Raw genomic sequence first — 14076 nt, forward strand, 5'->3', positions numbered from 1 at the left:
AATATAACTTGTCTAAATATAAAATAATATCATAACTTTACTGGTATTTTGTCTTTTAAAATTATAAAATACTCACCCACATTACAATCATAAGCAAAAATTTTTACATCATTTTGCCATGCATATCTCAAATCTTCTCCAAATTTTCTATCCACTTCATCATAAGGAGTAAAACATTTTACACCGGTCATCTGAATTAAAAACAAAATTGCTGCTTCTAATCCCGATTTTTTTGCTTCAACCAATTCTAGTAAATGTTTTCTTCCCCTTTCTGTAGGAGCATCCGGAAACAGAGCTATTCCATTTTTTTCAAAAGTAACTCCTTTAACTTCAAGAAAACACCTTCTGTTATTCCTGTCCCACAATTCAAAATCAAATCTGCTATTTCCAAATATCTTTTCTCTTTCCACTTTAATATACTTTCTAAAAAAATCTATTTTTTTCATATTCAAAGCTTCATATACAACCTTATTGGGAATTTGTGAATCTATATTTATCAAATTTTCCCCCTTATAAGCTGCTATCAAATCATATTCTGTCTTTCTTGAAGGATTATTTTCTTTTCTTAAAATAACTCTAGCACCAGGAATCAATATTTCTTTACACCTTCCTGTATTGGGAACATGAATCATTATTTTTGAATTGTCTTTATATACACAAGCTTCAAACCTGTTAGGCCTGCTTATAAATTTAGCTTTTACTATATTACTTTTGTCAAATATCACCATACCATCTCCGGCAGAACCAAATTATAACTTCTTTCTAATATAATAACAGATTATCGGAATGAATATATAAATTTTCAAAGAAATAATTTAAATATTATAAGAAATATCACTCCAGGTATACCAAAAAAACCCGCAATGAGGGCAGTAATAGCATTAATACCTATGCTAAATCCAAAATATCTTCCTATTAAATTCACTATAACTAAAAGTATAACACCGAGCACGGCATTTACAATGAGCTTGAATAATATTTTTAAAGGCCACGAAAATACCCTCACCAATATATATAACCCCACTATAGCAATTAAGAAATATCCTATATATTGAAACATAATGTGCTTATTCCCCCTATAAACTTACATTCCAAATCACAAATATATTTAAATTATATTCTAGCAATAAAAAAATATTAATATAAAGAATAAGCCTTCTTTATACTTAATTTTAAGATGTCTTTCTATTTTTATTTAGAAATGGAAAGACATTTTTATAATCTATCTTCAATCCATTCTTTCTGACCTTATTTAAAAGATACATATACTTCGATTTTGCCGCTTCCTCCATATATATGGCATAATCTACTAAATAAGGATCTTTTACAGCATCAAAATATATTCTGCACCTCTCCAATTCCTGTCTGGCCTTCTCTATATCATTCAATAATTTCTTCTGTCTGACCATGTTCTTGGAATTTTTAGCAATAAGATGTCTAACTATATTATATTTATTCATAAAGTGTATACCCTCCTAATCTTCATATTATCTTAATAATTGACAGAAATTAAGAGCAATATACACAATTTTTTTAGCCAACCAAATAAAAATTATATTTCTACTCTTCCCTCCAATGCTTTTGACAAGGTAATTTCATCTGCATATTCCAGATTTCCACCTACAGGAATGCCATGAGCTATCCTAGTCACTTTTACACCAAGCTGCTTTAGTATTTTAGATATATACATAGCTGTAGCCTCTCCTTCTACATTCGGGTTAGTAGCAATTATAACTTCTTTTACATCTCCATTTATCCTTCTTATGAGTTCCTTAAGTCTTATATCTTCAGGTCCCCTTCCAGCCATTGGAGATATATTGCCATGGAGTACATGATAAACTCCGTTATACTCCTTTATTCTTTCCATAACCATTACGTCTTTAGGTTCCTCAACCACACAAATTGTACTTTTATCTCTATTGGGATTTGAGCATACAGGACATGGATCTGACTCCGTAAAATTTCCACAAATGGAACAATATCTTATAGTTCCCCTGGCTCTAATTAGTGCTTTAGCAAATTCTTTTACTTCCTCCTCTGGTAGATTCAACACATGGATTGTAAGTCTCTGTGCTGTTTTATAACCTATTCCCGGTAACTTAGCAAATTCCTCTATTAATTTTTCAATAGAAGCGGGATAAAGATCCATAATATCACCTCAATTTAAAGCCTCATCCACAGACGAGGCCATAATTTAAAACATTCCTGGAATATTAAGACCACCAGTTAATTTTTTCATTTCAGAAGTAGTTTCATCTTCAGCTTTTTTCAATGCTTCATTACCTGCAGCTAAAATTAAATCTTGAAGCATTTCCACATCTTCAGGATCAACTACCTCCGGTTTAATTTCTATGCTTACCATTTGTTTTTTGCCATTTACTATTACAGTTACTGCCCCACCGCCAGCAGTAGCACTAAATTCTTTATCTTCAAGTTCCGCCTGCATATCTTGCATTTGTTTTTGAAACTTTTGAGCTTGCTTCATTAAATTATTCATATTTCCCCCACCGCCAAAGTTGGGGTATCCACCTCTTGACATAATATATTTCCTCCTCAATTAAATTAACTAACACATAGTTTATTATATCATAACTTCTGTCAAATTCTATCTGTAGTTTTGTTCAATACTTAAAGGCTAATTTCTTCACTTGCTCGAGGTGAGAGTCAAACTATTCATCAAATATCTCAACCATGTCTTCACCAAATGTATCTTTCAACAATTGTTCCTTAGATTTAGATCCGCAATCACCTTGATCTTCTATAACGTATTTAACAGTAACCTTCTCTTTCAGTACCCCTGAAAAAATTTCATTCACTATCTTTCTATTTTCATCCTTCTCCAATCTCTGTTTATGGAAAGAATAATCCTTGCCATATTTTATAGTTATTATTCCTCTATCACATTTTACCGGCTTTCCAGTAGTAAGTGCTGCAAATAATACCATTTGATGCCTACTCTTAAAAGCTTCAAGTATGTCTCTCCAATTCTTTTTTACATCATCCAAAGTTATTTTTGAATATACATTTTCCTCTTTTACAGGTTTTAAATTTTCCGACAAATTCTGGTTCATCTTATCCTCATCATGGTTTTTTGATTTATTTTTTGATTCTTCCGCTTCATTTTTTTGGGGGTTTACTTTATGAGGTATTACTCTTTCACAGGATACTTTGATTTCACCTTCTTTAAATGCCTGCTCCAGTTTATTTAATCTGGCAAGAATCACTTCTTTGGACGTATCATACTCTATCTTACACATTTTTATTACTGCAAGCTCTAGATAAATTCTACTCTGTTTAACCCACTTAGACTGCTCCTGTGCATCCTGAAGTATTCTTATATTTCTCATTATTTCTTCTACACGTATTTTCTGTGCCTGTTTTTTCAAAAGATTTATATTCTCCTCCGACATATCCAATACATCTTCAGGATTATTAGAAACCTTTACCATCAAGAGATCTCTCATGTGAATTATCATGTCCTTAATAAAATTAGAAATATCCTTTCCGCTTAAAACTATATCGTCAATTATCTTCATAGACGACTCTACGTCTTTTTCTATTATACTATCTGTAAGTTTAAATAAATTCTCATTTGTAACCAATCCCAACATATCAACAACGCTGCTGTATTCAACTTTTCCATCACCCATAGATATTGCCTGATCCAATATGCTAAGGGCATCTCTCATGGCCCCATCACACATTCTAGATATCAAATTCAAACTCCTGTCGTCAGCAAATATACCTTGTTTGTCTACTATACATCTGAGCCTATTAAAAACATCCGAGCTTTTTATCCTTCTAAAATCAAATTTTTGACATCTTGAAAGTATTGTAACTGGTAATTTTTGAGGATCGGTAGTTGCAAGTATAAATATCACATTCGACGGAGGTTCCTCCAAAGTTTTTAGAAATGCATTAACTGCTTCCTGGGTGAGCATATGTACTTCATCCATAATATAAACTTTATACTTTCCCTCTTGGGGAGGATATTTCACATTTTCAATCACATCTTTTATATCTTCCAGTCTTCGTTTTGAAGCTGCATCCATTTCTATTACATCCATAGAAATTCCCCTGTTTATTTTTTTGCACATTTCACATTGGTTACAAGGTTCTCCATCCTGTAAATTCAGACAATTCACTGCTTTAGCAAATATCTTAGCCATTGAAGTTTTTCCAGTACCTCTTGTTCCAGAAAACAAATACGCATGAGCTATTCTATGATTCAATATCTGATTTTTAAGTGTAACTGTTATATGATCTTGACCTACTACATCTGAAAAAGTTTTAGGTCTCCATTCCCTGTACAATGCGGTATAAGCCATATTATCACCCTCTTTCAATATATTATAAACCTTAAATTAAATATATGACAAAAAAGATACCACCCGGTATCTTTTTAAATTCAATTCAAATATTAAAGTCGTGCACCTAGCTTCGTTTGACAAACTATAAGCGTTACCCATACAGTTAACTCAAACCAGATTTACCCACGGCACACGAAAATATTCACTTACCGCTGCTTCCTTCCGGATCTGACGGGGTTCATGAGTTCCCGTTGCGTGGGATCAAGCTCTCAACGCCACTTTTATGGGCCAGGCCTTACATTTCACAGACTAAGCTAGGAATTCAACCCTGCTACAGCGGATTGCAGGCTACAGGGCACCGCTAACTCCCCATCTAGCACGACAAAGTTAAAATGGCGGAGAGAGGGGGATTCGAACCCCCGGTAGAGCGTTAAACCCTACACACGCTTTCCAGGCGTGCTCCTTCAACCTCTCGGACATCTCTCCACAGGTTTACTCACGAAAATATCAAAATATTTAAATTTACATTATTGAAGGATAGCATTCACCTCACAGCTAAAGCTTATGGGCTTTCTGCTAAACCTTTATAATTATAAAACTTTTTCAACAGGTCATATCATACCATATATTTTTATAACTTGTCAATGAAAACTTTCATATTTTATTGTTTTATGACAAAATCTTAAAATATTTCAATCAGTTACTTTTCCATTTCATAAATTAGAATATGCTTGTCCCTTTTAATTTTATATGTGAGTTCTTTTCTTTCATCCAATATCTTATTTCCTGTTTTTTCACTTATGTATATTGTAAACATGTTAGTATAATTTCCCTTAGGCTTACCCCCAACGTACATTGTTGGATTTTCCGAATTACTTATCATAGGTTTCTTCTCCTCTTTTCAGTTTAAAAGATTATATTATTATACAATGTGAAACATTACAATAAAAAAAGCTGATTACATAATAATCAACTTTTTTTCTATAAATTTTGATAAACAACAAAAACAAGTACTTCATTTGCACCTCAAGTTGCATAACTGGTGGAGACAGGGGGGCTCGAACCCTCGACCTTACGGATGTGAACCGTACACTCTAACCAGCTGAGCTATGCCTCCATATATTTTACATCAAATTTCACAAATGGCGGAAGCGGTGGGATTCGAACCCACGAGCCCATAAGGACTACCTGATTTCGAGTCAGGCCCGTTATGACCACTTCGATACGCTTCCATGCTAAATTATTCAAATACTTATCTTTTATTTTTAAAAAACTGTTTTAACATGTCACTGCATTCCTTTTTACAATCCCATTGAATACTGGTCCAATGATTCAAAAGTTCATTCTGTAACACATTTATCACAGAGCCACAGGCCCCTGCATCTGGATCAAATGCACCTATATACAATTCACTGATTCTACACTGCAATATAGCCCCTGCACACATAATACACGGTTCTAACGTAACATACATGCCGCAGTCATTTAATCTCCAGTTTTTAAGTATCTTAGAAGCTTTTCTTATAGCAATAATTTCTGCATGAGCGGTAGGATCTTTCAGCGTTTCCCTTAAATTACATGCCTCTGATATTATTTTATGATCCCTTGTTATAACGGCTCCTACCGGAACCTCACCCAATTTCAAACCTATTTTAGCTTGCCTTAAGGCTTCAGCCATGAAATTCATCACATATACCTCAAAAAAATAAACACACTAATTATTTTTTTAATAAACATATAAATTAATCTTGATAAATAAAATATAAATATAGAATAAGGATATAATATTAAACAAGATCTTGTTGGTGCGCCCGAGAGGAGTCGAACCTCCGGCACGCGGTTTAGGAAACCGCTGCTCTATCCTACTGAGCTACGAGCGCATATATAACTGCTACCTTCATATTCTATTATAATTTATTAAAATTGTCAATTTTTTTTATGAATTTCAATAAAAATTTTCTTTCTAGAATGAAAATTAATGCCGTCATTAAAACTCTATTGATTTTTATCATATGAGTTATCAAGTGATTCTTAGATCCAGATGGAGTTTGCTTGTAAGAAATTCTTTTCTCCACCTGAACATTATAAGAACTTATCCAGGCGCACAGCAGTGCTTATCTCCAACTTTAAGAAGTTGGGAATATTAGCAATGGCAGCGTTCGGATAAAATAATTTATTTATAAATTAAATAGGAGGATTAAATATGATTAATGAACTAAAAAACTTATTTTTAGCAGGTATAGGCTCTGCAGCGTATACCTACGAAAAAGCAGCAAAATTAATTGAAGAAATGGTCGAAAAGGGAAAAATAACAGTGGACGAGGGAAAACAATTATCTGAAGAATTAAAAAAGACAGTTATAGCTAAAAAAGAAGATATAAAACCTATAAACAAAAATGACTTAGCAGCTATACTGAAGGACATGAATCTTGCGTCTAAAGAAGATATATCATCAATAAATGAGAGATTAAACAAACTGGAAAATAAAATAGAAGAAATGACTAAAGCCTAAGGCTTTAGTCATTAAATACATACAATGAAAATGACATATTCAAAAAGATTTAAAGAAATAGTGAAGGTATTGGCTAAATATGGTTTTAGATTTCTAGTATATACTAAAAATCACAATAGAAAAAAATCACCTGAAAATCTTAGAAAGGCCTTTGAAGAACTTGGACCTACTTTTATAAAAATAGGTCAAATATTGAGTTCAAGACCTGATATATTACCTTCCCAATATATAAAAGAACTCTCAAAACTCCAAGATGATGTACCTCCTGAAAACTATGAATCCATAAATAAAGTATTTTTTGATGAATTTAATAAAAATATAGAAAGCTGCTTCCGATATTTTGAAAAAACTCCTCTGGCATCAGGATCCATTGCCCAAGTACACAATGCAATTTTAAAAAATGGTAAAAATGTTGTTGTAAAAATACAAAGGCCCAATATAAAAGAGCAAATGGAAACAGATATATATATACTATATAGAATTATAAAACTAACTAAAATCAAATTTAAAGAATCTCTAATAGATCCTGAAGAAGCTTTAGATGAACTGCTTTTTTCAACTAGACAGGAATTGAATTTCAATTTAGAAGCTAAAAACACGTTAAAATTCAAAAAATTAAATGAAAACATAAATTTTTGTTACGTTCCCTATATAGTAAATGAATTGTCAGGGAATAAAATATTAACCATGGAAAAAATCTATGGATTCAAAGTAAACAATATCGAAAAACTAAAAAAAGAAAATTATAATTTACAAAACTTAGGTAAAAATTTAGCTTTATCTTTTTTTAAGCAAGTATTTTCCGATGGTTTTTTTCATGCTGATCCACACCCTGGAAACATAATGATATCTGATAAAAAAATATGCTTTTTGGATTTTGGAATAGTAGGTACTATTTCACCAAGATTAAAACTCCTTTTAAATGAAGGTATTATGTCCATAGTTCATAAAGATACAGACAAACTTGTATCTGTGATTATATCAATAAGTGTAAAGAAGAACCTTATAAACAGAAATAAATTGTACGAAGATGTAGAATTATTTTTAATAAATTATCTATCTACTTCTCTTAAAAATATAAAAATTTCAGTATTATTAACAGAAATCTTCAAATGTACGAAAAACAATAATATCACTTTACCAAAAAATTTGATATTATTAGTAAAAAGTATAATTATGGTAGAAGGTTTGGTGGCAGAAATATCTCCTGAAATTGACATTCTGGATATAGCCATACCTTTTGTAAAAAGCAACAATAAATTTTATTATTTTAACGATATTAGCCTAGAAAACATGCTTATAAATTCTTATAATTTTACAAAAAATTCTTTAAATCTTCCGATAAAGACAGTGGAATTAATAGAATGCATACTAAGTGGAAGAACTAAAATTCAATTAAAATTCAACAAGATCGACGATTCTATAAATCAACTTAACAAAATGGTAAACAGATTATCAATTTCCCTAATAACATGTTCTATGATTCTTAGCTCCTCTTTAATTTTATACTTCAACATAGGTCCTAAAATCTATAATGTTTCCTTAATAGGGATAATAGATTTCACATTTTTTATACTTCTCGGAATCATATTAATGATTTCTATAGTCAAATCTGGTAAACTTTAAAAAAGCAAAACACACAGTTCCAAATAAAGTATTTCTATATAATTATTATAGTGTTAAAATAAATAGTAATAAATTCAAAAATCACTTTTAAATTAAAAGGATGCTAAGAAAATGATTAAATATTTTAACAGAAAAACAAGAAAATATGAAATAGAAAAGGTAGCAGGCGGCACTTATTTAAAATGGATATATTCTTCACCCTTGGGAATGAAAATTCTTGAGATTATAATAAAGAAAAAAATATTTTCTAAATTATATGGTTTATTCTGCGATACAAGATATAGCAAAAAAAGGATTGAACCTTTTATCAAGGATTTTAATATAGATATGTCTGAATGTCCTATTAATTATAATGATTTCAGATGTTTTAACGATTTTTTTTCAAGATCTCTCAAACAGGATGCACGGCCAATCAATACGAATAAAAAAATTTTAATATCACCTGTTGACGGAAGATTAGCAGCATATGAACATATAAATTTAAATAAAATTATTCAAATTAAGGGATTTACATATAGTTTGTCCGAATTAATAAAAAATAATAAGATTTCCATGAATTTTACCAACGGTAACTGCCTAATATTCAGACTTTGTCCAACAGATTACCATAGATTTCATTTTATAGATTGGGGAAAATGTGAACCATATAATAAAATCAAAGGAAATTATTATTCAGTAAATCCCATATCCTTACAAAATATTCCCAAATTGTTTTGTAAAAATAAAAGAGAATGGAGTATTTTCCATTCTAATAATTTTGGAAACGTAATTTATGTAGAAATAGGTGCCACCTGTGTAGGTTCAATAATACAAACCTACAATCCAGAAAAAAACATCTCTAAGGGTTCGGAAAAAGGTTATTTCAAATTTGGTGGTTCCACTGTAATTTTATTCTTTGAAAAAAATAAAATTACAGTGGATAGAGATATTCTCGAACAAACAAAAAAAGGTTATGAAACGAAAGTACTTCTGGGAGAAAGAATTGGAACCCAGTACGTACAATAAAACATTAATCCCTATTATTTCTACCCATAACAATTAATACAATAACTATTAAAAGTGGAAAGACTACTGACAGTATATTCAATATTCTTGACAATATATTTGAAGGTCCTAAATTTTCAATCATAATATTCACTCATTTATATCTATATTTTCATACTTTACTTTACCAATTTATTATCAATTTTATACATATAAATGAGAATAATTTTAAATTTAAAAATCATATATTAATCTTGCATATATGGTGGAGACGAAGAGAATCGAACTCTCGGCCTTACGGATGCGAACCGTACGCTCTCCCAACTGAGCTACGTCCCCAAAACATTTTCTATTAAGTATTTATATTTCATATTATATAGCTATTCTTTCACAAATACAACAAAAATAATAGCCGCTGAAATTTAGTATTTTCAACGGTTTTTGGTGCGTCAGAGAGGATTCGAACCCCCGGCACGCTGGTCCGTAGCCAACTGCTCTATCCAACTGAGCTACTGACGCAAACTTAACATATTTATTCTAGCACAAGTACTTTTCAAAATCAATCCATCAAAAAAATTGCAAACTGTAACAATTTATCAACTATCAATAAATTTTATCAATTCACTGTTGAATTTATTCCGTTCGTCATAAAACAAACCATGACCACTGTATTTAAATGATATAAGCCTAGAATTTTTAATTCCTTGTTTCTGGGCTTCTGCCAGTTGGAAAATACATATCTTGTCATGAATACCATGAAGAATCAAAGTTGGAACATTTATCTTTTTCATATCAGAAAATAAGTTTTCCTCATTCAACCAAGATTTTGCAATTGCGGCAGTGGCCCAACTTGAAGCTTGCAATCCAATTTGAAAAAACCAATCTGAAAAAGCCCTAGTTATATTTTGAAAGAAAAACATACTGCCAAATTGCCTAAGCATTTGAGGTCTATTACTATATGTCTGCTTAATAATTTCAGTTACAGCTTCTTTTTTCAAACCATATGGAAAGTACGGCCGTTGAATCAGGCTGGGAACCGCCGCTGCAAAAAGGGCAAGTTTTGACACTTCATATTCATCATATCTTGCCATATATCTTACTGCAATTGCCCCACCTGTAGAATGTCCAGCCAACACAAATTTTTTCAATTTAAGCGTTTCAACAACCTCTCTGATATCATCTGACAGCCGATCATAATCATATCCCCCAGCAGGTTTATCCGATTCACCAAACCCTCTCTGATCTATTCCAATACAACGATATCCCAGCTTCAGAAGTTTATTAAACTGATATTCAAACAACTTATGACTTCCAGGCCATCCATGCAGAAATAAAATTGTCCTCTTGCCTTTTGGGTTAGGATCTTCTATATAAATTTTCACATTTGATTCTACTCTAACATAATAACCCATACAAATACTCCTTTTTAATAAAATTCTCTATTAAAGTCTATTCTATTAAAAACAAATAAATGTATAAAAAATCAAAACACATTTCCGTCAATCTAAATTATCAATTCCTTCGAAAAAGGTAAACTTTCAATCCATCTGCAAAATTCCCGCCACTCAGGCAATTTATGGTTTTTCCTCTGACTATAAACCCCCTTTAAGCATCTATAGTTAGTAGTAAGTCTTGCAGTAAGCTCAAATCCTGCCGGATTAGAGTACAAAAGTCTTAAATAATCTTCCACATCATGAGTCCTATTATATGTATCCTTCAGTTCATCCATAATACCAATCATTCTTTTATCTACATACTGATTATATTGTTTAGATAAATCAAATTTAGCTATTCTATGCATTGTACTTTGACTACTAACAAAAGTAATAAACCTATATCTTTCAAGTTCCACCCATGCTTTATTACTAAACGTCAAATCAAATGCAACTCGTATTCCAGATAGAAATTGATCATGTGCCTCACCTTTAGGTGAATGCCCTAGTTTTTTAACTGTATCTGTAATATCACAATTACATTTATCGGTATCTACCGCCATAGGATATTTACTTGCTTTTATACTTTCTTTTAAATCATATATTTTAACATTTTCTACTTTCATTGTTATACCTCCAATACTATTAATTCCTAATTAAGTTTATCATATTTTCAAGTGTTTATATATTTAATTTCTATAAAATTCGAATCGTATCTTCAGTATAATAATTTAAATTCGACATATACTATGTTTATCTTGTATAAACTAATAATACTTTTAAATATATTGATACTTATTTTATGCTGGAGAAAAGATCTCCAGCATCTACATTTTAAATATTTTTTTATTTCAGCTGAGAAATTAAATTTACCATTTCTATAGCCGAAAGTGCAGAATCATAACCCTTATTGCCAGATTTCGCACCTGCTCTTTCAATTGCCTGTTCTATATTCTCAGTGGTAAGAACACCAAAGATAACAGGAATTTTGGTTTCCAGTGTAACTTTGGCAATTCCCTTTGAAACTTCATTGCACACATAATCATAATGAGAAGTTGAACCACGGATTACAGCTCCCAGGCATATAACAGCATCATATTTTCCCGATCGAGCCATTTTATCCGCAATTAACGGAATCTCAAAAGCTCCGGGAACCCAAGCCACAGTTATGTTCTCATCTAAAGTACCGTGTCTTATAAGCCCGTCTATTGCTCCGGATAAAAGTTTATCAACAATAAAGTGATTAAATCTAGCAGCTACTATCCCTACATGAATTTGATCTGCAACAACTTTTCCTTCAATAATTTTCATTATAATTTCCTCCTTCTTTAACATTTGATATTATTAAATAAATGTCCCATTTTTTCTTTTTTTGTTCTGAGATAATTTATATCTTCTCGTTGAGGTGCAATTTCAATGGGAACTCTTTCTACAATCTCAACTCCAAATTCCTCCAACCCATAGATCTTATTAGGGTTATTGGTTAACAGACGAATTGTCTTAGCTCCTAGATCTTGGAGGATCTGTGCACCTATCCAGTATTCACGTAAATCGGCTGCAAATCCCAACTCCAGATTCGCCTGTACAGTGTCTCTGCCTTTTTCCTGCAGTTCATAAGCTCTAAGCTTATTAATCAAGCCTATGCCTCTGCCTTCCTGACTCATATACAAGAGAATTCCCCTGCCTTCTTTTTGTATTTGCTTCATAGCAGAAATAAGTTGTTGGCCGCAGTCGCACCGCAGTGATCCAAACACATCTCCTGTAAGGCATTCAGAGTGAACTCTACATAAAATATCTTTTCCATCACCTATTTTCCCTTTCACCAATGCAACATGGTGCTCACCAGTTAAATCATTTACATACCCATGAATTTGAAAATTTCCATATAAAGTAGGAAGCTTTGCACTGGCCATATGTACAATATGTTTATCATGACGTCTGCAATAATCCTGTAAATCATGGATAGTTATAAATACAAGGTGATGTTTTTTGGCAAATTTCTTCAATTGAGGTGTACGCATCATTTTACCGTTATCTGCCATAATTTCACAACAAAGTCCGCATTCTTTCAATCCAGACAACCTCATAAGATCAACTGTTGCCTCCGTATGACCGCCGCGGGTTAATACCCCACCAGGACGTGAAATAAGTGGAAACATATGACCCGGTCTTCTAAAATCTTCAGGTTTTGCATCGTCCTGTACACATTTCATGGCTGTAATAGAGCGCTCCTCAGCTGAAACACCCGTACTTGTACTAACATGATCAATTGAAACAGTAAAAGCCGTAGAATGATTATCTGTATTCTCCGCAACCATTTGAGGAAGGTCAAGTTTATGCCCGAGCTCCTCATTCATGGGCATACAGATTAATCCTTTTGCATACGTAGCCATAAAATTTACATTTTCACATGTTGCATATTCACCAGCACAAATCAAATCACCTTCATTCTCTCTATTTTTATCATCTGTAACAAGAATAACTTTTCCTGCACGCAGTTCCGCAATTGCTTCGGGAATAGTATTATATTCCATATTATTAAGCCTCCCTTTTTAAAATCCATTTTCATGTAAAAAATCAAGTGTAATACCATTCAAGGACTTATCATTTTTTAAATATAACAGTTTCTTTACATATTTTCCGATTATATCATTCTCCAAATTTACAAAATCACCAATTTTTTTACTCAATAAAATAGTCTGGTGTCCTGTATGTGGAATAATGGATACTTTAAAGCCGTAATTTTCTACATTATTTACTGTTAAACTAACACCATCAACTGCAATAGAACCTTTTTCAACAACTAAAGCCATTATTTCGGCCGGCGCCTTTATACTAATCCAAACGGCATTTCTTTCTCTTTTCATATTAAAAATTGTACCCATGCCATCAATATGTCCCAATACAAAATGTCCATCAATACGTCCATTAACTGCTACAGCCCGCTCCAGATTGACCAAATCACCACCTTTTAATTTATACAAATTACTTCTTCTCAATGTTTCTGGCATAACGTCAGCAGTAAATTCGTTTTTATCCAAAGAAGTAACAGTAAGACAAACACCATTTACGGCAATACTGTCTCCAGTCTTAGTATTTTCCAAGATATCTCGGACATAGATAGAAATTTTTGATAAATTTTCGCTAAAAACAGTTCGATGTACTTGCCCAATTTCTTCAATAATTCCAGTAAACAATTTATGCTTTCCCC

Annotated in this window: 16 protein-coding genes, 6 tRNA genes and 1 other RNA gene; 3 read left to right on the forward strand and 20 right to left on the reverse strand. The window is 32.0% G+C overall.

Going from position 1 to position 14076, the window contains the following annotated elements; translation table 11 throughout:
• Positions 1–29 precede the first annotated feature (29 nt).
• From sfsA to AB8S09_RS12965, 13 genes are all read right to left on the reverse strand, one after another.
• Complete coding sequence (gene sfsA, locus AB8S09_RS12905; RefSeq protein WP_294183250.1) at positions 30–725, reverse strand: DNA/RNA nuclease SfsA; 696 nt, start codon at positions 723–725, stop codon at positions 30–32.
• Positions 726–802: 77 nt separating this feature from the next.
• Positions 803–1060: a pro-sigmaK processing inhibitor BofA family protein gene (locus AB8S09_RS12910; RefSeq protein ID WP_294183208.1), complete on the reverse strand. Its 258-nt coding sequence runs from the start codon at positions 1058–1060 to the stop codon at positions 803–805.
• Positions 1061–1172: 112 nt separating this feature from the next.
• Positions 1173–1460 (reverse strand): DUF2508 family protein, encoded by a 288-nt coding sequence (locus tag AB8S09_RS12915; RefSeq protein WP_278381939.1) that lies wholly within the window; start codon positions 1458–1460, stop codon positions 1173–1175.
• A gap of 92 nt (positions 1461–1552) precedes the next feature.
• A complete protein-coding gene (recR, locus tag AB8S09_RS12920) occupies positions 1553–2149 on the reverse strand; it encodes a recombination mediator RecR (RefSeq protein ID WP_278381938.1) in 597 nt (198 codons plus the stop codon).
• Between the two features lie 45 nt (positions 2150–2194).
• The gene (locus tag AB8S09_RS12925; protein ID WP_294183217.1) at positions 2195–2539 is read right to left on the reverse strand and encodes a YbaB/EbfC family nucleoid-associated protein; all 345 of its coding nucleotides are present in this window, start codon (positions 2537–2539) and stop codon (positions 2195–2197) included.
• A gap of 130 nt (positions 2540–2669) precedes the next feature.
• Complete coding sequence (gene dnaX / locus AB8S09_RS12930) at positions 2670–4328, reverse strand: DNA polymerase III subunit gamma/tau (protein WP_294183219.1); 1659 nt, start codon at positions 4326–4328, stop codon at positions 2670–2672.
• 98 nt (positions 4329–4426) lie between these two features.
• Positions 4427–4692: signal recognition particle sRNA large type (gene ffs, locus AB8S09_RS12935), an RNA gene on the reverse strand.
• A gap of 11 nt (positions 4693–4703) precedes the next feature.
• Positions 4704–4796 (reverse strand) — tRNA-Ser (locus AB8S09_RS12940).
• Positions 4797–5010: 214 nt separating this feature from the next.
• Entirely contained in the window at positions 5011–5193 is a 183-nt protein-coding gene (locus AB8S09_RS12945; protein WP_369869283.1) for a hypothetical protein, read from the reverse strand.
• A 157-nt stretch (positions 5194–5350) separates the two neighbouring features.
• Positions 5351–5427, reverse strand: a tRNA-Val gene (locus AB8S09_RS12950).
• Positions 5428–5453: 26 nt separating this feature from the next.
• Positions 5454–5542: transfer RNA gene (locus tag AB8S09_RS12955), tRNA-Ser, on the reverse strand.
• Positions 5543–5562: 20 nt separating this feature from the next.
• The gene (locus AB8S09_RS12960) at positions 5563–5997 is read right to left on the reverse strand and encodes a nucleoside deaminase (RefSeq protein ID WP_294183223.1); all 435 of its coding nucleotides are present in this window, start codon (positions 5995–5997) and stop codon (positions 5563–5565) included.
• A 116-nt stretch (positions 5998–6113) separates the two neighbouring features.
• Positions 6114–6190, reverse strand: a tRNA-Arg gene (locus AB8S09_RS12965).
• 323 nt (positions 6191–6513) lie between these two features.
• Here AB8S09_RS12965 and AB8S09_RS12970 point away from each other — a divergent pair.
• The 3 genes from AB8S09_RS12970 (at position 6514) to AB8S09_RS12980 (ending at position 9453) form a co-directional block, all read left to right on the forward strand.
• Entirely contained in the window at positions 6514–6822 is a 309-nt protein-coding gene (locus tag AB8S09_RS12970) for a phasin family protein (RefSeq protein ID WP_294183225.1), read from the forward strand.
• A gap of 24 nt (positions 6823–6846) precedes the next feature.
• Complete coding sequence (locus tag AB8S09_RS12975) at positions 6847–8448, forward strand: ABC1 kinase family protein (protein ID WP_294183227.1); 1602 nt, start codon at positions 6847–6849, stop codon at positions 8446–8448.
• A gap of 111 nt (positions 8449–8559) precedes the next feature.
• The gene (locus tag AB8S09_RS12980; RefSeq protein WP_294183230.1) at positions 8560–9453 is read left to right on the forward strand and encodes a phosphatidylserine decarboxylase; all 894 of its coding nucleotides are present in this window, start codon (positions 8560–8562) and stop codon (positions 9451–9453) included.
• Between the two features lie 242 nt (positions 9454–9695).
• On the opposite strand, the gene AB8S09_RS12985 is transcribed toward AB8S09_RS12980, so the two are convergent.
• The 7 genes from AB8S09_RS12985 to AB8S09_RS13015 form a co-directional block, all read right to left on the reverse strand.
• Positions 9696–9771 (reverse strand) — tRNA-Ala (locus tag AB8S09_RS12985).
• A gap of 103 nt (positions 9772–9874) precedes the next feature.
• Positions 9875–9951: transfer RNA gene (locus AB8S09_RS12990), tRNA-Arg, on the reverse strand.
• A 77-nt stretch (positions 9952–10028) separates the two neighbouring features.
• On the reverse strand, positions 10029–10844 hold the full coding sequence (locus AB8S09_RS12995; RefSeq protein WP_294183231.1) for an alpha/beta fold hydrolase: 816 nt from the start codon (positions 10842–10844) through the stop codon (positions 10029–10031).
• Between the two features lie 92 nt (positions 10845–10936).
• Entirely contained in the window at positions 10937–11491 is a 555-nt protein-coding gene (locus AB8S09_RS13000) for a hypothetical protein (RefSeq protein ID WP_294183233.1), read from the reverse strand.
• 220 nt (positions 11492–11711) lie between these two features.
• A complete protein-coding gene (gene ribH, locus AB8S09_RS13005) occupies positions 11712–12176 on the reverse strand; it encodes a 6,7-dimethyl-8-ribityllumazine synthase (RefSeq protein WP_294183235.1) in 465 nt (154 codons plus the stop codon).
• A 17-nt stretch (positions 12177–12193) separates the two neighbouring features.
• A complete protein-coding gene (locus AB8S09_RS13010) occupies positions 12194–13399 on the reverse strand; it encodes a bifunctional 3,4-dihydroxy-2-butanone-4-phosphate synthase/GTP cyclohydrolase II (RefSeq protein WP_294183237.1) in 1206 nt (401 codons plus the stop codon).
• A gap of 18 nt (positions 13400–13417) precedes the next feature.
• Positions 13418–14062, reverse strand: a complete 645-nt coding sequence (locus tag AB8S09_RS13015) for a riboflavin synthase (protein ID WP_294183239.1) — start codon at positions 14060–14062, stop codon at positions 13418–13420.
• Positions 14063–14076 lie beyond the last annotated feature (14 nt).

The organism is Clostridium lapidicellarium, from assembly GCF_041224415.1.
In the GTDB taxonomy this organism is placed as follows: Bacteria; Bacillota; Clostridia; order Clostridiales; family Clostridiaceae; genus Clostridium_B; species Clostridium_B lapidicellarium.